General features: G+C 68.8%; 18 protein-coding genes and 1 pseudogene. 6 read left to right on the top strand and 13 right to left on the bottom strand.

Translation table 11 applies throughout. The features are described 5' to 3' along the window. Positions 1 to 42 precede the first annotated feature (42 nt). From ccsB to hemL, 7 genes are all read right to left on the bottom strand, one after another. The gene (ccsB, locus tag SSPS47_RS20020) at positions 43 to 1134 is read right to left on the bottom strand and encodes a c-type cytochrome biogenesis protein CcsB (RefSeq protein WP_164252254.1); all 1092 of its coding nucleotides are present in this window, start codon (positions 1132 to 1134) and stop codon (positions 43 to 45) included. Next, entirely contained in the window at positions 1131 to 2933 is a 1803-nt protein-coding gene (locus SSPS47_RS20015) for a cytochrome c biogenesis protein ResB (RefSeq protein ID WP_164252253.1), read from the bottom strand. Before SSPS47_RS20015 ends, ccsB begins: the two co-directional genes overlap by 4 nt. A gap of 4 nt (positions 2934 to 2937) precedes the next feature. After that, positions 2938 to 3675: a cytochrome c biogenesis CcdA family protein gene (locus SSPS47_RS20010; RefSeq protein ID WP_164252252.1), complete on the bottom strand. Its 738-nt coding sequence runs from the start codon at positions 3673 to 3675 to the stop codon at positions 2938 to 2940. Positions 3676 to 3706: 31 nt separating this feature from the next. Further along, positions 3707 to 4249, bottom strand: a complete 543-nt coding sequence (locus tag SSPS47_RS20005; protein WP_239065298.1) for a TlpA disulfide reductase family protein — start codon at positions 4247 to 4249, stop codon at positions 3707 to 3709. A gap of 205 nt (positions 4250 to 4454) precedes the next feature. Continuing rightward, positions 4455 to 5702: a hypothetical protein gene (locus SSPS47_RS20000; protein ID WP_164252251.1), complete on the bottom strand. Its 1248-nt coding sequence runs from the start codon at positions 5700 to 5702 to the stop codon at positions 4455 to 4457. Between the two features lie 158 nt (positions 5703 to 5860). Then, positions 5861 to 6538, bottom strand: a complete 678-nt coding sequence (locus SSPS47_RS19995) for a histidine phosphatase family protein (protein WP_164252250.1) — start codon at positions 6536 to 6538, stop codon at positions 5861 to 5863. Then, complete coding sequence (hemL, locus tag SSPS47_RS19990; protein ID WP_164252249.1) at positions 6535 to 7857, bottom strand: glutamate-1-semialdehyde 2,1-aminomutase; 1323 nt, start codon at positions 7855 to 7857, stop codon at positions 6535 to 6537. The genes SSPS47_RS19995 and hemL overlap by 4 nt, the downstream gene beginning before the upstream one ends. A gap of 271 nt (positions 7858 to 8128) precedes the next feature. On the opposite strand from hemL, the gene SSPS47_RS19985 reads away from it, so the two are divergent. Beyond that, positions 8129 to 8719: a hypothetical protein gene (locus SSPS47_RS19985; RefSeq protein ID WP_164254749.1), complete on the top strand. Its 591-nt coding sequence runs from the start codon at positions 8129 to 8131 to the stop codon at positions 8717 to 8719. A gap of 160 nt (positions 8720 to 8879) precedes the next feature. Here the strand turns inward: SSPS47_RS19985 and SSPS47_RS19980 are convergent, their stop codons facing one another. From SSPS47_RS19980 to SSPS47_RS19965, 4 genes are all read right to left on the bottom strand, one after another. Continuing rightward, positions 8880 to 9419: a hypothetical protein gene (locus SSPS47_RS19980; RefSeq protein WP_164252248.1), complete on the bottom strand. Its 540-nt coding sequence runs from the start codon at positions 9417 to 9419 to the stop codon at positions 8880 to 8882. A 90-nt stretch (positions 9420 to 9509) separates the two neighbouring features. Continuing rightward, positions 9510 to 11498, bottom strand: coding sequence for a hypothetical protein (locus tag SSPS47_RS19975; RefSeq protein ID WP_203557886.1), 1989 nt, complete (start codon positions 11496 to 11498; stop codon positions 9510 to 9512). After that, positions 11495 to 12661, bottom strand: coding sequence for a 5'-methylthioadenosine/S-adenosylhomocysteine nucleosidase (locus SSPS47_RS19970; RefSeq protein WP_164252247.1), 1167 nt, complete (start codon positions 12659 to 12661; stop codon positions 11495 to 11497). The genes SSPS47_RS19975 and SSPS47_RS19970 overlap by 4 nt, the downstream gene beginning before the upstream one ends. After that, positions 12662 to 13405 carry an NUDIX domain-containing protein gene (locus tag SSPS47_RS19965; RefSeq protein WP_164252246.1) on the bottom strand — a complete coding sequence of 248 codons (744 nt, stop codon included), beginning with the start codon at positions 13403 to 13405 and terminating at the stop codon, positions 12662 to 12664. 193 nt (positions 13406 to 13598) lie between these two features. Here SSPS47_RS19965 and SSPS47_RS19960 point away from each other — a divergent pair, with 193 nt between their 5' ends. The 3 genes from SSPS47_RS19960 (at position 13599) to SSPS47_RS19950 (ending at position 17309) form a co-directional block, all read left to right on the top strand. Further along, positions 13599 to 14399 carry a GNAT family N-acetyltransferase gene (locus tag SSPS47_RS19960; RefSeq protein ID WP_164252245.1) on the top strand — a complete coding sequence of 267 codons (801 nt, stop codon included), beginning with the start codon at positions 13599 to 13601 and terminating at the stop codon, positions 14397 to 14399. Positions 14400 to 14520: 121 nt separating this feature from the next. Continuing rightward, on the top strand, positions 14521 to 15639 hold the full coding sequence (locus SSPS47_RS19955; RefSeq protein ID WP_164252244.1) for an NADH:flavin oxidoreductase: 1119 nt from the start codon (positions 14521 to 14523) through the stop codon (positions 15637 to 15639). A gap of 251 nt (positions 15640 to 15890) precedes the next feature. Further along, a complete protein-coding gene (locus tag SSPS47_RS19950) occupies positions 15891 to 17309 on the top strand; it encodes a hypothetical protein (RefSeq protein ID WP_164252243.1) in 1419 nt (472 codons plus the stop codon). A 52-nt stretch (positions 17310 to 17361) separates the two neighbouring features. Here SSPS47_RS19950 and SSPS47_RS19945 read toward each other — a convergent pair whose 3' ends face one another. Next, positions 17362 to 18243: a glycosyltransferase family 2 protein gene (locus SSPS47_RS19945; RefSeq protein WP_164252242.1), complete on the bottom strand. Its 882-nt coding sequence runs from the start codon at positions 18241 to 18243 to the stop codon at positions 17362 to 17364. A gap of 305 nt (positions 18244 to 18548) precedes the next feature. After that, positions 18549 to 18758, bottom strand: a pseudogene (locus SSPS47_RS35550) (hypothetical protein); the annotation flags it as partial. 8 nt (positions 18759 to 18766) lie between these two features. Here SSPS47_RS35550 and SSPS47_RS19940 point away from each other — a divergent pair. Beyond that, positions 18767 to 19447, top strand: a complete 681-nt coding sequence (locus SSPS47_RS19940) for a helix-turn-helix domain-containing protein (RefSeq protein WP_343234898.1) — start codon at positions 18767 to 18769, stop codon at positions 19445 to 19447. After that, positions 19444 to 19815, top strand: coding sequence for a VOC family protein (locus SSPS47_RS19935; protein ID WP_164252241.1), 372 nt, complete (start codon positions 19444 to 19446; stop codon positions 19813 to 19815). Before SSPS47_RS19940 ends, SSPS47_RS19935 begins: the two co-directional genes overlap by 4 nt. Positions 19816 to 19818 lie beyond the last annotated feature (3 nt).

The raw sequence follows: 19818 nt of genomic DNA, 5'->3' as shown, positions 1-19818 counted from the left end.
CCGGACCACCGGGGGGCGCGCCGCTGTTGTCGTTCTGCGTGGTCACACGCCCGCGTAGGAGTGCTTTCCGGTGACGAAGATGTTCACGCCGTAGTAGTTGAACAGCCAGCAGCCGAAGGCGACCAGGGCCAGCGTCGCCGCCTTGCGGCCCTTCCAGCCCGCCGTGGCGCGAGCGTGCAGGTAGGCGGCGTAGGCCACCCACGTGATGAAGGACCAGACCTCCTTGGGGTCCCAGCCCCAGTAGCGGCCCCAGGCGTCCCCGGCCCAGATCGCGCCCGCGATGATCGTGAAGGTCCAGAGCGGGAAGACGGCGGCGTTGACGCGGTAGGAGAACTTGTCGAGCGTGGCGGCGGCCGGCAGCCGCTCCATGACGGAGGACCACGCGCGGCCGACGGTGACGCCGCGGGCGATCTTGGACTCGTACACGTCACGCAGCAGGTAGAAGACCGTGCCCACGGCGCCGAGATAGAAGACCGCACCGCAGAAGATCGCGGTGGAGACGTGGATCCAGAGCCAGTACGAGTGCAGGGCCGGGACGAGTTGGTCGCTGTCGGTGTAGAGGACGGTCGTCGCGACGCCCAGGTTGAGCAGCACCGTGGTGACCAGCGGCAGTCCGATCCAGCGGATGTTCTTCTTCGCGAGGAGGAAGGCGAGGTACGAGCCGACCGCCACCGTGGAGAAGGTGGTGGAGAACTCGTACATGTTGCCCCACGGGGCGCGCTGCACGGCCATCGCGCGGCTGACGACACCCGCCGCCTCGATCAGGAAGCCGAGCGCGGTCAGGGCGACGGCGATGCGCCCGTACAGATCGCCCTTCTCGGTGCCGCCCGCGGCGCCGGGGCCGTCGGGTACGTCACGCCGTCCGGCCGCCGAGCGCGTGACGACCCTCGGGCGCTCCAGGACGGCGGTGCCGCCGCCCTGCTCCTTCTCCGCCGTGCGCACCTCGACCGTGGCGGAGGCGGCCCGGCGGGCGCCGGTCAGGGCGGCGGCGGTACGGCCGACCTTGCTGCGGCTGCCCGCGACCCACTCGACGATGTGGGCGAAGAAGGCCAGGGTGTAGACGGCCATGGACGAATAGACCAGCACATTGGCGGTGTTCGCCAGGCTCTCGTTGGTGGTGGCGGCGAGGATCACTTCTCAGCCCCTTCGACAGGCTCTCCGGTAGTGGTGGCGGTGACCGATGTGTCTTCCGCGGCTTCTCGCGCTTCGTCTTCGGACTCGGGCTCCGGGTCCGGGTCGGGCTCCGGTGCCGTCGGCGCCTCGGCGTTGAGCGTCAGGGCCAGATCGCCCAGCTCCTCGGGGAGCTTCGCCGACTCGCTGCGCCCGAGGCCGGCCATCTCCACGACGGTGACCCCGTCGGCGCCGCGCACCGCGCGGACCCACATCCGCCGCCGCTGGATGAAGAGCGAACCGGTGAGTCCGAGGACGGCCGCGATCGCGCCGGCGAGGGCGAGCCCGTTGCCGGGCTGCTGCGAGACCTGGAAGGTCGCCCACTCCTTGATGTCCTTCTCGAACGTCACCGAGCCCGCGCCGTCCGGCAGCTTCATCGTCTCGCCGGGCAGCAACCGCTGTGCGAGCTTGTTGCCGTCGGCGTCCTTGAACTGCTTCATCTTGCTGGTGTCGAGCTGGTACACGTTCTGCGGCAGACCGGAGTCGACGCCGAGGCTGCCCGTGTAGCCGGTGAGCGCCAGCACGGGGAAGTCCAGTTCGGGGAACTGGGAGAACATGTTGCCGTTGCCCTTGCCGGCGAACGTCGGCACGAAGAACGCGTTGAAGCCGAGTTGCTGCTTCTTGCCGTTCTTGTCCCGGTAGCCGTCCATCACCTTGATCGCGCCGGTCGAGGTGATGTTGTTGTCGATCGGCAGGAGCGGGGTCGCGCCCTTGAAGACGACCTTGCCGGCGCCGTCGCGGACGGTGAGGACGGGGGCGTAACCGTGGCCGATCAGATAGACCTTCGAACCGTTGACCTCCAGCGGTTCGTTGACCTCGATGACCGCCTTGCGCTCCTTGCCCCCGGCGTCCGCCGTGTAGCTGACGTGGGCCTCGAACTCACGGGCCGTGCCGACCTGTGGTCCGTTGCGCTCGAAGGTCCCGACGAACTTGTCGAGACTGAAGCTGAACGGCTCCAGGTCGTCCGTGTCGTACATCGAGCCGGACTTGAAGTCGTCGTACTGGGTGAGGGTGTTGGAGAACCCGTCACCCTCCATGATCAGCTTGCCGCCCTCGGACTTGAAGAGCTGTCCGGTGGCGAAGGCGACCAGCATCACGATGAGCGCGATGTGGAAGAGCAGGTTGCCGGTCTCGCGGAGGTAGCCCTTCTCGGCGGCGACCGCGTCCCCGGCGGTGTGCGCGCGGAAGCGCCGCCGCTTGAGCATCGTAAGCGCGGCTTCGCGGGTCTCCTCCGGCCCGGCCGTCGTACGCCATGTCGTGTACGCGGGGAGCCTGTTGAGCCGCTTGGGGGCGCCCGGCGGACGGCCGCGCAGTTGACCGACGAACTGCCAGGTGCGCGGGACGATGCAGCCGATGAGTGAGATGAAGAGCAGCAGGTAGATCGCCGAGAACCACACCGAGCTGTAGACGTCGAACAGCTGGAGCTTGTCGTAGATCGGTGTGACCGTCTCGTGCTTCTCCTGGAACGTCTGGACCTTGAGTTCGTCCACGCTGTTCTGCGGGATGAGCGAGCCGGGGATGGCGGCGAGCGACAGCATGAAGAGCAGGATCAGCGCGACGCGCATGGAGGTGAGCTGACGCCAGAACCAGCGGATCCAGCCGATCGGGCCGAGGCTGGGGCCGCCGACGACGGACTCCTCACGGGGGGCCGTGGAGAGCTGCGATCCGGCGGCGCCGAGTTCGCGGGCATCGCGTGCCTCGGGTGTGGTCTCGGCCTCCGACCCGTCGGGTGCGGTTTCCGCTGTCGTCTCTGTCTTGCTCATGGAACTAGATCCCCACCGTGAAGCCGTTGGTCCACGTCTGCATGTCTTGCATGATGCTGTCCCACACGCCGGTCACCAGCAGCACCCCGGTCGCGATCATCATCACGCCGCCGATGCGCATCACCCACACGTAGTGGCGCTTGACCCAGCTGAACAGCCCCAGCGCCTTACGGAACGCGACGGCGGCGAGGACGAACGGGACGCCGAGCCCGACGCAGTACGCGACGGTCAGTATGGCGCCCCGTCCCGCGCTCGCCTGGTCGAGCGCCAGCAGGTTCACGGAGGTGAGCGTCGGTCCGATGCACGGCGTCCAGCCGACCCCGAACAGCGCGCCCAGCAGCGGAGCACCGGCCAGACCCGACACCGGCCGCTTGTGGATGCGGAATTCGCGCTGCGTGAGCCAGGGCAGCAGCCCCATGAAGAACACGCCCATCGCGATCATCAGCACACCGAGGACCCGGGAGATGATCGCCCGGTGGTCCTGGAGGGTGTTGCCGAAGTAGCCGAACAGCGCGCCGCCGGACACGAACACGGCGGTGAAGCCGACGATGAACAGGACCGCGCCGGCGACCATCCGCCCGCGCCTCGCCTCGCCCAGATCGGTGCCGCTGATGCCGGTGACGTACGAGAGGTAGCCGGGTACGAGCGGCAGCACGCACGGCGAGAAGAACGAGACCAGACCGCCCAGCAGCGCGAGCGGCAGCGCGAGCAGCAGCGCTCCGCTGTAGACCGTCTCATTCATGCCGGGAACCGCGGCGAGAACCTCCACGGGATCACTTCTCCGCGATCAGCGGGTCGATCATCTCGCGCAGCTTCTTGTCGTCGAGCGCGGTCAGGGCGCGGGCCGCGATCTTCCCGTCCCGGTCCAGCACGATCGTGGAGGGGATGGCCTGCGGGTTGAGGCTGCCCTTGGGGAAGCCGTTGACGAGCAGCTTGCCCGCCGGGTCGTAGAGACTCGGGTACGTGACCTCGTAGTCCTTCTCGAAGGCGATGGCCGGGCCCTTGTTGGTGTCGCGGGTGTTTATCCCGACGAAGGCGACGCCCTCGGCCTCGGTGTCGTTGGCGACCTTCACGAGGTGCGAGGCCTCGGCTCGGCACGGCGCGCACCAGGAGCCCCACACGTTCAGCACGACGATCTTGCCCTTGAGGTCGGCGACGTCGAGCTGTTCTCCTTCGAGCGTCTCCCCGGCGATCTTGTTGACCGCCTTGCGCTCGCCCTTGGCGACGGTCTGGACCCCGCCGGTGTTGGTGACGAAGTTGGTGTCACCGCCGCCGCCGGAGGTGGCACCCCCGCCGCAGGCCGCGAGGGTCAACATGGCCACCGACGCGGCCACGGCGGCCGTGGCGGCAGCGCGTGGGCGTCGGTTCGAGCGGCTTGGGAGGGCCAAATCCTGTCCGAGGCCAAAGTTCATGTGAAAAGTTTCGCATGGGCCATTCGGGGATCTTCTTCGCCCCCCTCGCTCCCGGGGAACGCCCTGTCAGCGGCCCGGTCGGGGCCGCCGTCCCGGGCGTCGCGGAGACTTACGCGGCTTTGAGGAAGGTGTTCCATCCGCCGGCCGGGGCCTGGCCGACCTCCAGCGTGCGGAGTTTTCCGAGTACGGCCGGGTCCTGGACGTCGAGCCAGTCCGTGAACTGCCGGAAGGAGACGAGCCGTACGTCCTTCTTGTCGGCCATCCCCTTGATCGCTTCTTCGACCGCATCCATATATATGCCGCCGTTCCACTCCTCGAAGTGATTGCCTATGAAGAAGGGGGCCCGATTCGACTCGTACGCGCGGCGGAATCCGGAGAGATATGCCTCGGTGGCCTGTTTGCGCCAGCCCGGATAATTCGCGGGCACACCCTGCGTCGAATTCTTCGACTGATTGGCGAGCATGTTGTAGTCCATCGAAAGCACCTCGAAGGAATGCCCGGGGAACGGCACCGCCTGCAACGGCAGATCCCATATGTCCCGCCGCTTCCCCGGCCACATCTGCCGGCCGCCGGGCGAGCTGGCGTCGTAGCGCCAGCCCATCCTGCCCGCCACGGGCAGCAGGTTGTCCTGGCCGAGCAGGCACGGCGTACGGCCGCCGACCAGCTCCTTGCGGTAGTCGAACGGCAGCGGGTCGAGGTCCTTCCAGCCGCTGTTCGTCTTCCACTCGGTGACGAATCCCACGGCCTGTTCGGTCTCGTCGCGCCACTGCTTCGGCGACCAGCTGCCGACCGAGCCCGAGCCGGCGCAGAAGTGCCCGTTGAAGTGCGTGCCTATCTCGTGCCCTTCGAGCCACGCCCGGCGTATGTACTTCAGCGTGTCCTTGATGTGCGCGTCGGTGAGATAGCCGATGTCGGAGGCGCCGACGGCGTTGCCCGGCGGACGGTAGAGCGTCTTCTTCGACTCCGGCAGCAGATAGATGCCGGAGAGGAAGAACGTCATCGCCGCGCCGTGGTCCTTGGCGAGGTCGAGGAAGCGGGGGAAGAGGCCGTTGCCCACCTCGCCCGCGCCGTCCCAGGAGAAGATCACGAACTGCGGCGGGGTCTCGCCCGGCTCCAGCGGTACGGGGCTCGGCGGCTGGTGCGGCTGCTTCCCGGTGTCGGCGGTCGAACCGTCACCGATCAACCGGATGCTCTTCTCGCTGGGCTTCGCGCTCGGTTTGTTCCCGCCCCCGGCGCCGCCGCTGTCCTTGCCGGCATTGCCGGGCGTACCCGAGTCGGTGCCGCAACCCCCGATTCCGATTGCGGCCGCCGCCCCAATTCCGACTCCGAGCAGGCTCCTTCGGCTCATGTCGCGCATATCGTCCCCATCCGCGCTCGTAACTGTCACGTCCGCCGGTCATGCGAACGACAACACGTTAGATGGCACAGGGAACTCACAGGTTCCAGGAATTGACGAAGCGGCGCGCCCGTAACGCCGGATGTGACATTTCCGCTGAACCGTGGGCGATTGGCCGACTACGCTCCGAAGGCTTTTGACGCGCCCTTTACCGGTTTGGCCCCGGCGAGCAGATGCGGGGGTACGAGATCGCGCGCCGGCTCCGTATAGGCGACGGAGATCAGCTTCTCCCCCTCGTAGGTGAATGTCGTCAGGGACGCGAGTGTGCACTGCCTGCGGCGCGGGTCGTGCCAGAGCCTCCGGCGCTCGAAATGGCTGCGCACGATCCAGATCGGCAGTTGGTGGCTGACGCACACGGCCTCGTGCCCGCGGGCCGCGTCGCGCGCGTCGGCCAGGGCGGCCTTCATACGGGCGACCTGGTCGACGTACGACTCGCCCCAGGAGGGCCGGAACGGGTTGGTGAGGTAGCGCCAGTTGCCGGGGCTGCGCAGGGCGCCGTCGCCGACACCGAAGGTCTTGCCCTCGAAGACGTTCGCGGCCTCGATGAGGCGGTCGTCGGTGTGCAGGGTCAGTCCGTGGGACTTGGCCACGGGCATCGCGGTCTCCTGCGCGCGCTCCAGCGGGGAGGCGACGACATGGGTGATGTCGCGGCTCGCGAGGTGCTCGGCGACGCGGTCGGCCATCCGCCGGCCGAGCTCGGAGAGGTGGTAGCCGCCGCGGCGCCCGTAGAGGACCCCGTCGGGGTTGTGGACCTCCCCGTGCCGTACGACGTGGACGGCGGTGGTCTCGGCGCTCATGCGTCCACTCCGGTCCCGGTCGCTTCCGCCGCCGCGCGGGCGGCGGCCGGCAGGGCGGCGGCGACGCGCTCGACCGCGCGGTCGTCGTGGGCGGTGGAGACGAACCAGGACTCGAAGGCGGACGGCGGCAGATACACGCCGTCGGCGAGCATCGAGTGGAAGAAGCCGGTGAAGCGGAAAGCTTCCTGCCGCTTGGCGTCCTCGTAGTCCCGTACCTCGTCGGCGGTGAAGAAGACGGAGAACATGTTGCCCGCCGTCTGCACCCGGTGCGCGACACCCTCCTTACTGAGGGCGTCGGCGACCAGCCCGCGGATCTCCGCCGACACGGCGTCGACCCTCGCGTACGCCGCGTCGTCGAGAAGCCGCAGCTGCGCGAGCCCGGCCGCGGTGGCGACGGGATTCCCGGAGAGCGTGCCCGCCTGGTAGACGGGGCCGGCGGGCGCGAGGTGCGCCATGACATCGGCGCGGCCGCCGAAGGCCGCCGCGGGGAATCCGCCGCCCATGACCTTTCCGAAGGTCATCAGGTCGGGCGCCACGCCGTCGATGCCGTACCAGCCGGCCTTCGACGTACGGAAGCCGGTCATCACCTCGTCGGAGATGTACAGGGCGCCGTTCGCGGCGCACAGCTCCTTCAGCCCGGCGTTGAACCCGTCGCGCGGCGGCACGACGCCCATGTTCCCGGGCGACGCCTCGGTGATCACACAGGCGATCTCACCGGGGTGCGCGACGAAGGCCGCCCGTACGGCGTCCAGATCGTTGTACGGCAGTACGACGGTGTCCCCGGCCTGCGCGCCGGTCACCCCGGGCGTGTCGGGGAGACCGAACGTCGCGACGCCGGAGCCGGCGGCGGCGAGCAGCGCGTCCACGTGCCCGTGGTAACAGCCCGCGAACTTCACGATCTTCGCGCGCCCGGTGAACCCGCGGGCGAGCCGGATCGCGGACATGGTGGCCTCGGTGCCGGACGACACGAGCCGCACCTGCTCGACGGGCGCGACCCGGGCGACGATCTCCTCGGCGAGCGCGACCTCGCCCTCACCGGGCGTACCGAAGGACGTACCCCGGGCGACGGCGGCCTGTACGGCCTCGATGACCTCGGGCCGCGAGTGTCCGAGGATCATCGGCCCCCAGGAGCAGACGAGGTCGACGTAGTCGCGCCCGTCGGCGTCGGTGAGGTACGGACCGTCACCGGACACCATGAACCGGGGCGTACCGCCCACGGCCCGGAAGGCACGGACGGGAGAGTTCACTCCGCCGGGCGTCACGACCGACGCGCGGTCGAAGAGCGCCTGTGAAACGGGGGCTTCGTATGAGTACGGCACTTTGGTCCTGATCTGCGATTCGGGGTCGGGTGGCCGGGACGAAGGATCTCGGCCACCGATGAGCGGGTCGCGCGATCTCCTCGTATTACATAAGAGCGTCAGGGCCCCCACGTCTGCGAAACTGGGGCGTCATAGGGGAAGCTCACGCAATCCATGGTGTCAGAGCCTTCGAAGTATCTGCGGACAGGTGTTTCACCGGGCGTTCGTGGGGGAGGTCACTGTCACGATGATCGGGTTGCGCGGCCGGGGCTGCGAGTGGTCGGGTGGAGATATGCATCGCGGTGGCGGACTGGGCGAGGGTACCGATGACCTCGGGCCCGACCCTGCCCGACGGGGAAAACACCGGCGCCGCGAGCGAGAGGCCCGCGCGCAGCCTCCTGTCGGCGGAAGCGGGAGCCGGCCTCCGGGAGGCGGGAGCGGCCGGGTGGGGGTGACGTACAAATACTTCGGCGCCCCGGACGGCGCGACGGCGGCCCGCGTCCCCATTTCGATGCGCCCGGAGGAACTGGGCGGCGACGAACTCGGCATGGGCGGGATGTTCACGAAGATCAAGCCCGAGACGATAGCGGCGATGGTCCTCACGGGAATCCAGGGCATGCCCCTGAACAAGGTCCCGCCCCTCGAACTGGTCGTGCTGCACCCGGACTACGCGGTGGTCAAACTCCCGATGACGGTGGTGGACCCGCTGCGCGGCATCGGCGAGGAATCGGTGGGAGCGGCGGCCTTCATCTGGTCGACGGTCCCGGACCGCGGCGGCCCGCGGGACGCGTTCAACGTCTACCAACTCCTCCACGAATGGCAGGACTTCAGCCACCGCCTCCACGAGGCGGGGCATCAGCCGTACTGCCTGGTGTGGCCGTGAGCTGAAAGTTCCGACGGCGGGGGCAAGTTCACCGGACGGAGTCCGGGACCCGTTTCCGCCGCCCGAGCCGAGGCGCGCACGATGCCGAAGGGCCACACCGCGAACGGTGTGGCCCTTCGGCATACGTGGTCGCGCCAGCTTCGCCGGGTGCGGAGCGGCACTACCGCTCCGCGTAGCGCAGGAACTGCCAGCCCAGTACGGCCAGGGCAGCTGTCTGCGCGAGGGAGACGATCAGGAGTGGGGTCCGCACGGCGGGAGAGCACCAGAACGCGGTCACACAGGTCATCGGCATGGCCAGATACGTGAACAGATCCACAGCGGTCTGGAGTCGCTTTCGCGTGGTGCGTCTCGCATCGTCCCGGTGGTAGATCTCCCAGCCGAACACCGCGCCGCAGGCGCCGCTGAGCTCGGCCAGTCGCGGTCCCAGCCGGTCGCGTATGTAGTAGCCGACCGCGGAGACCTTCTCGTCGTTGACGAGGTAGGTCCAGCCGAGGACCAGGCAGATCACCGGGACAGTGAGCAGCAGTTGTGTTCTGCCGCTCTGCACGGTGAGCGCCAGGATCACGGTGGAAGCGGCGAGCGTGAAGTAGAGCAGGTTGTCACGGAATCCTATTCGGCTTCTCTGCTCCTCCTTGATGCGGTCGTACTCGGCCAGCAGCAGTCTGCTCTCGGTGACGTCTTCTGTGGCGGCCACGGCCATTCCTAAGCTCGGGTCTCGGCTGGGTTGTGAGGGGACGGGGCAGGGTTCCGTCGCTCCGGGCTTCTGCCCCGCCCCGAAGGCCCGGAGGACTCAGTCGTCGGCACGGAAAGTCGGCAGGTTGGCGGGGTTGTTCCGTTCGATCCACCCCTTCCCATCCGCCGCGATTCCTTCCAGGAGCCGGAAGGTGTGGATGAATCCAGCCGCATTGAGGTTGATCTCGTCGATCTCCTGGGCGTTCTCGTCCGGCGCGAGTTGATGACTGTCGGCGTCTTTGACACGAATGTTCCTGGCCGGCCCGTTGGTGAGGACGAGTTCCAGGTCGTAGCCGGCCTGGGTGCGCTCCGTGACCTGCACGGAGGACAAGGCGTCGAAGCGATAGTTACTTCGCTGCCCGTTGCCTCGTTTCCCATCGGTGAAATCGAATTCCGTGCTTATTTCGCGAACGCCGTCCTGTGTGATCAGGAAGAGACGGAAGTTGTAGCGCGAATACCGCCAGGGACCGCCCTTCACACGCCCTCGCTTGTAAGGGCGCGCGGGTGTCATCAGGATGGTGTGGGTGATCAGGTCGCGCCAGGTGAGCTGGTAGTGACGGAGCGCTTCGTGGACGAACAGCGTCTTGTCGCAGGTGAGCCAGGTCTCCATTTCCAGCTCACTGGGACGTGCAGCGTCCAGGAACGACTTCCAGTTCCGGTACGCGACTTGCCGCGCGATCAGCCGCTCCTGATATTCCTGATTCTCCGTGGCCAGTCGCTGGTCCTCGCTCCACGCTTCCAGCCACGAGGACGCGGCCGTGCGTCCGGACCAGACCGCGCCGGCCAAGGCCAGTACGGTCAGCAGCGCCAGCGGCGCGCCAGCGTCGGCGGCCGCCGTGCCCACCAGGCCCATGGCCGAGAGGACGAAAGCGAGACGGCCGATCGCGTACAGCGTCCTCGCCGCCGCGGGCATCTGGCTCTGGTGACGAGGGTCCAGCAGGGTTCCGTTGTTGTGGCGGTCTCGCGTGTCCTCGGCGAGATGGCGGATCAGCCAATTGACCCGGGCGACGCCGATTCGGCTCTCACGGTAGAGAAGCGCGATCTCGGTGACGAGCTCACCGCGGACATGGTCCGTATGACTGAGCCATTCTTGCGGTGCGAATCCGTGCGGCACGCGGACGCTGAAGTAGTGATCGAATGAATGACGGACGCGGTTGGTGAACCCGTCTCCGTCGGAAGCGGAGTCGCCCGTCTGCCTCATCTGGGACTCACGGTCCTCGGCGGCCTTCAGCTGTCGTTCCTGGTACCACCGTCGGCGGCCGTAGTGAGCGACGGTCAAGCCCGCACCGAGCGCGATCGCCAACTCGAACACCGCTGCCACCGGGTTGGCGGCCAGCGCCAGGACCCCGAGGAACGCGGTGGCGAGGGTGAACAGCCCCGCCCGGCCCGGAAGGGCTGCCCGGGCGTCGGCGGCAGTGCTCGGAAGGGGTGCCAGGGCCCGTGGCCCGATGGGATCGGGTTCGAAATAGGCCCAGACCCGTTGGACCCGGTCGTTGCCGAGGTGGGCTATCTCGGCCTGCTCGCGGTTCTCGGCCCACAGACTGTCCTTCAGTCCTCCTGTGAGTACGAGGTCGAGGTGGTGGAGGATCACGTCACGCCGCCGGGGCGGCAGGGCTCGCAACCGCTCCAGTACGCGTCCTGTCTCGCTGTCCGCGGTGCTGAGCACCGCCAGCAGTTCGAACACGACGCGCAGAGCGTCCTTCCACTCTCCCTCTGCGTAGTTCCGTACCAGCCCGTAGGCGTGGCGCAGCCGCTGGAGTTCTTCGGTGCTGAGGTCGCGGTAGGCGCGTCCGCTGAGCATGGCGAGCGCCCAGTGGAAACGGACCTCGGCATTGTCGTATCCGTGGGCGATCGCGTCACTGATCATGTCGCGAGCACGGCTGGGAACGCCGTCCTCCAGGTACCGCACACCGACCCTGTACTTTTCGCGGGGCGATGCGTCCGGATGGACGAAGTAGACATTGGAGTTGTGTACGGTCTCGGCCTGGATTCCGACGTTGGAGTCGTACGCGGCCGTGTTGTGCGTGCCGCCGGTGCCGTCGTTCATGACAAGTCGCCAGCCGCGACGACCAGTGGTGCCAGCCTGGTCGTCAGCTCGGGACTGTCTGCGATCAGACCGCGTAACCTTTTCAGTGCCATGGTCGCCTTCTTGGACGACTCAGGGGTTTTCTCCCTTGCCGCGCGGCGGGCGGAGCCTAGCTCGGCCAGCGCCTCCTCGTAGGTGTCGTCGTCGAGGGCGTCTCCCTCGGCGTGATGGCGCTTCAGATGCTGGCGAAAATCGCCCAGTTCCGCGACCAGGTCCACCGGACCGGTCTCCTTCGCGTCCGTGTTCAGGTAGACGCTGCTCTTCTTGACCGATCCGGCCATGATGCCGACGGTGCTGTTATGGGCGGCGTTGCTGACCTGCCCGCCGGGCCTGTCGGCCATTGGCGCCCAGTCTGCCTGCGGCATGGCGATCTGCTCCTGTTCTCCCACCAGTTCCACGGCGAGCCGTGCGGCGAATGCCGCCGCGTTCGCAGCGGCCCGTGGTTGCCAGTTACGGTCCTCCGAGCTGCTCTTCGTGCCGTCCGCCCGGTCGCTGATTCCCCGGATGATCGCCACCGGCGCCCCGTTGAGATGACCGGCCTGCGCCACACCGGCGGCTTCCATCTCGATCGCGAGCGCGTCGTTGTAGTGCTGCCGGATCCACCGCGCCTCGGCCGAGATCTTCGAGTTCTGTACGACCTCGCCGGCGGCGATCGCGCCGAAGCGCACCTGTGGTGCGCTCCCCTGACCCGGCGTTTCGTCGGCCCAGTCGTTCACGCGAGCCAGATGCGAGCCGAGCTGGCTGATACCGTGCGGCGCCTCCCACACCCTGGGACGGGCCTTGAGACCGTCGTCCTCGCTGGTCCCGCCGTGGTACGCGTACACATGTGTCGCCATCACCACGTCGCCCAGCCTGGCGGTTTCCCACAGGGCACCGGCGACGCCGACGAACAGGACGGCCACCGGCGAGAACTCCTGTATCGCACGCTCAGCGATCACCGCGGCGGAATGATTTCCTTTGTTCGTGAGACCGAGTGCGACACGACACCGAGTGCCCTGCACCGTTCCCACCTCGAACCGCGTTCCACGGTCATGACGGTGCACCTGCGCACCGGTCAGCTTCCGGCGCACGGCCTGGTATTCGAGATTGAGGGCGGTGAGAATCACCACCAGGTCTTTCGACATCTATTGTCCTTCCTCTGTCGTTTCCTCGTCCTTGATGGGCGGCACAGGCCGGATGAGTGGGGGGAACAGCACCGTTTTCGGCCCGGCCCGGTAGAGCCGCGCGGGCCGCCCTCCCGTGGTCCGGCGTCCCGAGCCGGCCGGGATGATGAATCCCTTTACGGCCTGGACTTTCCGGTAGAAGTTACGGGTGTCGATTTCGGTGCCCCACACCGCCTCATATACCTGCTGCAACTCGGCGATGGTGAAGAGTTCTCCACAGAACGCCGTCGCCAGTGGCGAGTATTCGAGCTTGGTACGCGCGCGTTCGATTCCGTCCGCCAGGATCCGGTGGTGGTCGAATGCCAGTTCTACGTCGCCGGACAGGGCGTCTTCCGCGGGAACCCACGCGGCATCCGTGGCATCCGTTCCCGCGACCGGTTCGGGGAGTCCCGGCGCGATCGCCAAGTGGGCGACGGAAACGATCCGCCCCCGGGGATCACGTCCCGCCTCCCCGTAGATGGCCAGCTGTTCGAGATGCACAGACCCGGCCACCAGAGCGGTTTCCTCACTCAACTCACGGTGGGCGGCATCCAAGATCTCCTCACCGGCGTGATTGAGGAATCCGCCGGGCAGAGCCGACATTCCCTGAAAAGGATCTTCGCCCCGCTCAACGAGCAGAACGCACAATCGCCCTTCACGCAGCGTCAGGATCACAAGATCGACCGTCAGCAGCACGGGCGTGGGTGCCCACGCATCATCTTGCATGCCAGTCAAGGTACTTCAGTTACTGTCACTTACACAAGAAGCCCATGTGAAGGCCGGTGCGAGCCGCCAACGGAAAGGACTGAGAGCCGTTTGCCCCTCCCCGAAGCCGAGGCCGAGCGCACCACCGATCCCGGCGGGGCTCGTTGTCCACCGTGACAGCTGTTTTGCGCACTCGCCCATGTGAGGGGTTCCGGTGGCGGATCTCGTGGACTCGATCGAATCGGTGGAGCAACTCGCCGTCGTCTGGCGCGCCATGGTGCTCGACCGGGACCCCGACGCGGATGTACGGGACCTTCCGGGGCTCGCCGTCCGATGGGCCGACTGCCGGTTCCCGTTCTGGAACTGCGTCACGCTGACCGATGTCGGCGCGGACGCCGAGGTGGTCGGGCAGCGGCTCGGGCAGGCGGCGGAGATCATGCGGGCGAAGGAGCGGCCCGGCTTTCTGTGGGTCTTCGAGGACCTCCTCGGCGAGGAGGCACTCGCGGGGCTCGCGGCGGCGGCCGGGCGGGTGGGGCTCGCGTACGCCTTCCCCGGCGTCGGCATGGCCGGGAACCTGCTCCCCCTCCCCGAGCCGGTCCACCCCGACCTGACGTTCGTGCGCGTGAGCACGCGGGAGCATCTGCGCGCCTACGCGGACCTCAACTCGCGCGCCTACGGGTTCCCCCTGGAGGACGGCCGCGACGGGCTGATCGGCTCCACGCTGTGGAAGGAGCGCGTGTACGCCTATCTCGGTATGCGCGACGGCGTTCCCGTGACATGCGCCGGGAGCGTGGAAGCGGAGGGCCGCCTCTTCGTCGCACTCGTCGCCACCGACCCGGCGTGGGAGCGCAGAGGCTACGGCGAGGCGGTCACCCGCAAGGCGCTGTGCGAGGGCGGCCGGGCCACCGGGCTGAGCCGCGCCACCCTGCACGCGACGGCCGCCGGGTCGCCGGTGTACCCCCGTATCGGCTTCACGCCGAACTCACCGGTGCGCTTCTACGGCCTGACGGGCTGAGCCCCCGGAGAGCTTCACCACATCGGGCCGAACCGGAATGTCGAGGCAGCCTCCGCAAGTTGGCGCCCAGGGCACCCGACCGCACCCGAAAGCACCTGAACGACAATGAACAGGATCTGACGTGACAGACGTGACCAAACCCCGCAACGCGGCCACCCTCGCGCGCCCCTTCACCGTCCGCGGGCTCACCTCGCGCAACCGGATCGCGATGGCGCCCATGACCCGCGGCTTCTCGCCGGGCGGCGTACCGGGCCGGGACGTCGCGGACTACTACACGCGGCGCGCCGTCGGCGGCGTGGGGCTGATCATCACCGAGGGCACCTACATCGACCACGACTCGGCGGGCACCAGCGACCGGGTGCCGCGGTTCCACGGTCAGGACGCGCTCGCGGGGTGGGCGGATGTCGCGGACTCCGTGCACCGGGCGGGCGGCGCGATCATCCCGCAGTTGTGGCACGTGGGTGTCACCCGTGCCGAGGGCGCCCCGCCGGTGGTGGACGCCGAGCCAATCGGGCCGTCGGGTGTGTCCCTGGCGGGTGAGCCCAAGGGGCGCGCCATGACGCGGAAGGACCTCGACGATGTCGTCGGCGCGTTCGCCGACGCGGCGGCCGCCGCCGAACGCATCGGCTTCGACGGCGTCGAACTCCACGGCGCGCACGGCTACTTGATCGACCAGTTCCTGTGGGCCGGCAGCAACCGCCGTACCGACGCCTACGGCGGGGACATCGTCGCGCGGACACGTTTCGCGGCCGAGATCGTGGCGGCCTGCCGCGCCGCCGTCTCCGACGCCTTCCCCCTCTTCTTCCGTATGTCCCAGTGGAAGATGAACACCTACGACGCGAAGCTCGCGCGGACGCCGGGCGAACTGGACGCCCTGCTCACGCCGTTGACCGAGGCCGGTGTCGACGTCTTCCACGCGTCCACCCGCCGCTACTGGCTGCCGGAGTTCGACGACTCCGACCTGAACCTCGCCGGATGGGTGAGGAAGATCAGTGGGCGGCCCGCGGTCACGGTCGGTTCGGTCGGTCTGGACGGTGAGTTCTCCGGCGCCTTCAGGGGGAACGACTCGGCGGTCACCGGCATCGACGAGCTGCTGGACCGGATGGAGCACGACGAGTTCGACATGGTCGCCGTCGGCCGCGCGCTGATCGCCGATCCCGAGTGGCCGAGGAAGACGCTGCGCGGGAGCACGTCGGAGATCACGCCGTTCGGCGCGGAGATGCTGAAGACGCTGCGCTGACCCGTCCGCCGCTCGGCGCGGAGCCCCGCCGCGAGGAGGGGATGGTCGCGGCGGGGCCGGGCTGCGGGCGGACCGCGGGCAGTTGGGCCCTGGAGCGCACGCGGTCGGCGGCCCGGCCGGGTCTTCTCCGCCAGCGATGTCCCCGACGGAGGACTCCGCTCTGTTCGAACGGACTCGTCACCATCAGCCCATCGGACTCAATGTGTTGACGAAAGGGGTCTTGTCCGGCGCGCAAGCGGCAACATGTCCACATGAACAGCAGCGACCCCCGACCCTTCCCCGCAGCTCCGCCACTGCCGGCCCCGAAGCGCCTCAACACCGTACTGCGGCTCTACGACGGGCCGCTGTACCGGGACTGGGCGTTCTGGATGACCTTCGGATGGGGAGCCCTCGCGGCGGCGAGCATTCCGGCCAGCACCGAACCGAGCCAGCTACCCGTCTGGCTGGACACGCTGCTCGCCGTCGTCATCATGGTCACCGTTTTCGGGCTGTTACCCACCTGGGTCCGGCTGTTGGTCAGACGGTGGCTGTGGCGCAGACGCCAGACGCGGCCCGCCGCGAGTGCCCTCGCCGGAGCCGGGGCCTTCGCCGTCCGGTCGGTCCCGGTGACGGGGGCCGGGGAGGCGACTCCGGCCGGGCCCCCCGCCCCGGCCCCGTCTCCGGCCCCGTCCGCGGCTGCGACCCCGGCCCCGATGCCGTCTCCCGCTCCGGCCACGTACTCCCCGTCGCCTGCTCCCCCGGCCCCGGGCGGATCGTTCGGCGGCGGCCACGAGTCGGTCCACTCCTGCGATGTACTGACCCGAGCACGTGGCACCCTCCCCCATCCGGTAGCCCGCGCCGTACGCACCCTCCAACTGGCCCCCACCGCCAAGGAGCAGTACGACGCACTGCTCGACGCCGCCGAGACGCTGGCCATCACCATCAGCGTCACGGCCGCGGCGCTCCTCCGGGCGGCGTACGAGGATGACGCCGCGGACGAGGACCGGCGCCGGTACGCCGGGGCACGGCTGGCCGAACTCCGTAAGGGGTTCGTCGAACGGGGCGCCATGTTCGGCACCTGGACGACATGGCTCGGCAGGCTCGGTCCGCTGCCCGCCAACTCCCCCGGCCCGCTGCCCGGTTTCCTGCCCGCTCTGGCCGGGAGTCCCGGAAGCCCCGGCATCGTCGACGACCTCAACTCGCTGCGCGGCGAGCGCAATCGCGCCGCCCACGGTGACAAGCCGAAGAGCGAGCCCGAGTCCGCGCTGCGCGTGCGGGAGTGCCGGATCGCCTTCGACCGCGCCCTCGGCCGGGCCAGGTTTCTCGTGGCGACGCCCTGGCTCCTGACTGTTTCGTGCACCTACCAGCACAGGTCGCACGATTTCCATGTCATCGCGCGCGACGCGACCGGTGATCATCCGGACTTCGAGCGACGGATCTTCACCTGGGAACGCCCCGTCGAGAACGACATGTTCTACGTACACGGCCCCGCGGGGCCCGTCCCGCTCTCCCCGTTCGTCGCCAACTCCTTCTGCGAGCAGTGCAGGCAGACCGAGGTCTGCTACACCTACCGGACGGCCAAGAACGAGGGCCCCGCGACCTTGAAGAGCTTCGGCCGCGGACACGAGATCAAAGTCCCCGTACTGGGCGCCGACATCCGCTCACTGCCGGTCCGCCCCGCCGCGGGGTGAGAAGACGCGGGGTAACGGGGGGGCCGGCCACCGCGACGGCCTCTCAGAGGATCTAGAGGATGGGAGGGCGTCCCAGCCGGGTCATCCGCCAGACCGTGCGCCACTTCATCGCCCGGCGCGATCCGCAAGGCGTCCGCACGCCTTCGACGAAACCGCCCCACCACGCTCTGAGCCCCTCCAGCGACCGCATCCGCACCATGGTGAGAAGGATCCATACGCCGAGATAGACGGGAATCAGAGGCACGGGCAGTCGGCGGCGGGCCAGCCAGACGCGGTTGCGGGCGGTGAACCGGTAGTAGACCGCGTGCCGGGCGGGCGACGTTCTCGGGTGCTGGAGGACGAGCGTCGGTTCGTAAAGGATGCTCCGCCCCGCGTCGAGCGCACGCCAGGCCATGTCGGACTCCTCATGCCCGAAGAAGAACTCCGCGGGCCACAGGCCGATCTGCCGGAGCATGGGCATCGAGAGAGCATGGCCGCCGCCGAGGAAGGCTGTCACCAGACCACGGCGCATCGGATCGTCGGCCCGTAGCCGAGGCACCCAGCGCCGCTCGGTGTGTCCGTGTTCATCGGCGACACGGAACCCGATGATCCCCAGCTTCGGGTCCGACGCGAACAACTGCCGGACTTTCCGGAACACGTCCGCGTCGATCAGCAGGCCGTCGTCGTCCAGCTCGATGACGGCGTCGACCTCGCCCGATTCGCGCAGCATCTCCAAGCCGACGTTGCGGCCCCCGGGACAGCCCAGGTTCTCCTCAAGCGGGACCTTGGTCACGTTCGCCGAGACGTCCACATCTGTGAGAGGCGTCGCGTTGCCGATCAGCACCACCTTCGCCGCCGGCACGTCCTGCTTGTCCACCGAGGCGAGCAGAGCCGCCAGCTCACGCGGGCGAGTTCCCATCGTCACGATGACGACTCCGAGGCGCGGCAATGACATGGCGGCAAACTCCAGCGGTCGGCGAAGAAGCTGATGCTAGCCGGGAACGAAGGCTCTGCCGTGCGTCGCACAGCTGCCTGCGGAGTACCTCTGGCCGGTCAAGCGGCACCAGACGGCCCGGCATCGCGCGTTCAGCGCCTCGCCGCGCGCGACCGCGCCCGTCCGCCGTGGTTCGCCGATGCGGCGCAGGGAGCGGTCGGTGACGGTCACCGCCACGGATAAGGTGCTGACGGCGAGCATGAAGGCCGCGAGGTGGTGCAGACCGCCCGAGCCGGCGCGTTGACCGATGAAGGCGGCCGGTCAGCTGCCGCCCCGGCCAGGAACAGCCGGCCGGGCCCGAAGAGGTCGATCAGCCGTCCGGCGACCGGCCGGCCTGCGGCGGTCGCCAGGCAGAGCGCGGAGATGAGCCGTGCCGTCTCGGAGGGCGGGGCGGCGAAAGCGGCGGTGGTCGGCGCCGAGGGGACGGAGATGATCGAGGAGTTGGCATTGACGGAGTGAGTACTCACTCCGTACAGTCGACGCCATGCCGGACACCCCCGCCCCACGCCGCCGCGCCCCCGCGATGAGCCCCGAGGAGCGCCGCGCGATGATCGTCGCCGCCGCGCTGCCTCTGGTCGCCGAGTACGGCCCGGCCGTCACCACCAGCCGGATCGCCCGCGCCGCGGGCATCGGGGAGGGGACGATCTTCCGCGTCTTCAAGGACAAGGAGGATGTGCTCGACGCGTGCGTCAACGAGGCGCTGAGCCCCGATCACGTACTGCGCGAGCTGGCGTCCGTCCCACGTGAACAGCCGCTTTCCGTACGGCTCCTGGAGGCGGCCGAGGCGCTGCGGGCCCATCTGGACCGGCTCGGTTCGGTACTAGGCGCACTGCACGCGCGCGGGCGGCAGCGCGGCGACGCACCGCCCGACGAGCGGTCGGCGCCCCGCGGCCGGCCCCTCCCGGGCGCGGCCGGCGAGTCGGGAAGGCCCGCGAGCCGCGAGGAGTCGACGGCGGCCGTACGGGACGGTGTCGCCGAGCTGATCGAGCCCGACCGGCACACCCTGCGCCTGGCCCCGGACAAGATCGCCTCCGTCTTCGTCGGGATGCTCTCCACCCGGGCCCTGCCGCCCGCCGACCTCGTCGACGTCCTCCTGCACGGCACCCTGCACAGCACCCTCACCGCCCCCTCCACGCCCGCCCGGGAAAGGAACGACTCGACATGACCGTCACCCTGAACCACACCATCGTGCCCGCCCGCGACCATCGTGCGGCGGCCCGCTTCTTCGCCTCCCTCATGGGTCTCGAAGAGCTGCCGCCCGCCGGCCGGGACGGGCATTTCGCCCCCGTCCGTGTGAACGGCCAACTGACCCTCGACTTCATGTCCGTCGAGCACCCCGAGGGCCACCATCTGGCCTTCGACGTGGACCCGGCCACCTTCGACCTGATCCTGGACCGCGTCCGGGCCGCCGGTGTGCCGTACGGCAACGACCCTGCCCACCCCGACAACGGGCGCACCGATCACCCCCTGTGCCCGCGCGGTCTGTTCTTCCGCGACGAGGCGATGAATCTCTACGAGGTGATGTCGGCCTGACGG

The organism is Streptomyces sp. S4.7, assembly GCF_010384365.1.
Classification (GTDB): domain Bacteria; phylum Actinomycetota; class Actinomycetes; order Streptomycetales; family Streptomycetaceae; genus Streptomyces.
The sequence above is the reverse complement of the archived record's forward strand: the minus strand, read 5'-3'. Positions and strand labels throughout refer to the sequence as shown.

What these genes read in the sequence shown, in the direction of transcription:
- SSPS47_RS20015 (WP_164252253.1), bottom strand. Translation starts at nt 2,933, where the DNA reads ATGAGCAAGACAGAGACGACAGCGGAAACCGCACCCGACGGGTCGGAG.
- SSPS47_RS20010 (WP_164252252.1), bottom strand. Translation starts at nt 3,675, where the DNA reads ATGAATGAGACGGTCTACAGCGGAGCGCTGCTGCTCGCGCTGCCGCTC.
- SSPS47_RS20005 (WP_239065298.1), bottom strand. Translation starts at nt 4,249, where the DNA reads ATGTTGACCCTCGCGGCCTGCGGCGGGGGTGCCACCTCCGGCGGCGGC.
- SSPS47_RS20000 (WP_164252251.1), bottom strand. Translation starts at nt 5,702, where the DNA reads ATGCGCGACATGAGCCGAAGGAGCCTGCTCGGAGTCGGAATTGGGGCG.
- SSPS47_RS19995 (WP_164252250.1), bottom strand. Translation starts at nt 6,538, where the DNA reads ATGAGCGCCGAGACCACCGCCGTCCACGTCGTACGGCACGGGGAGGTC.
- SSPS47_RS19985 (WP_164254749.1), top strand. Translation starts at nt 8,129, where the DNA reads ATGCATCGCGGTGGCGGACTGGGCGAGGGTACCGATGACCTCGGGCCC.
- SSPS47_RS19980 (WP_164252248.1), bottom strand. Translation starts at nt 9,419, where the DNA reads ATGGCCGTGGCCGCCACAGAAGACGTCACCGAGAGCAGACTGCTGCTG.
- SSPS47_RS19975 (WP_203557886.1), bottom strand. Translation starts at nt 11,498, where the DNA reads ATGAACGACGGCACCGGCGGCACGCACAACACGGCCGCGTACGACTCC.
- SSPS47_RS19970 (WP_164252247.1), bottom strand. Translation starts at nt 12,661, where the DNA reads ATGTCGAAAGACCTGGTGGTGATTCTCACCGCCCTCAATCTCGAATAC.
- SSPS47_RS19965 (WP_164252246.1), bottom strand. Translation starts at nt 13,405, where the DNA reads ATGCAAGATGATGCGTGGGCACCCACGCCCGTGCTGCTGACGGTCGAT.
- SSPS47_RS19950 (WP_164252243.1), top strand. Translation starts at nt 15,891, where the DNA reads ATGAACAGCAGCGACCCCCGACCCTTCCCCGCAGCTCCGCCACTGCCG.
- SSPS47_RS19945 (WP_164252242.1), bottom strand. Translation starts at nt 18,243, where the DNA reads ATGTCATTGCCGCGCCTCGGAGTCGTCATCGTGACGATGGGAACTCGC.
- SSPS47_RS19940 (WP_343234898.1), top strand. Translation starts at nt 18,767, where the DNA reads ATGCCGGACACCCCCGCCCCACGCCGCCGCGCCCCCGCGATGAGCCCC.
- SSPS47_RS19935 (WP_164252241.1), top strand. Translation starts at nt 19,444, where the DNA reads ATGACCGTCACCCTGAACCACACCATCGTGCCCGCCCGCGACCATCGT.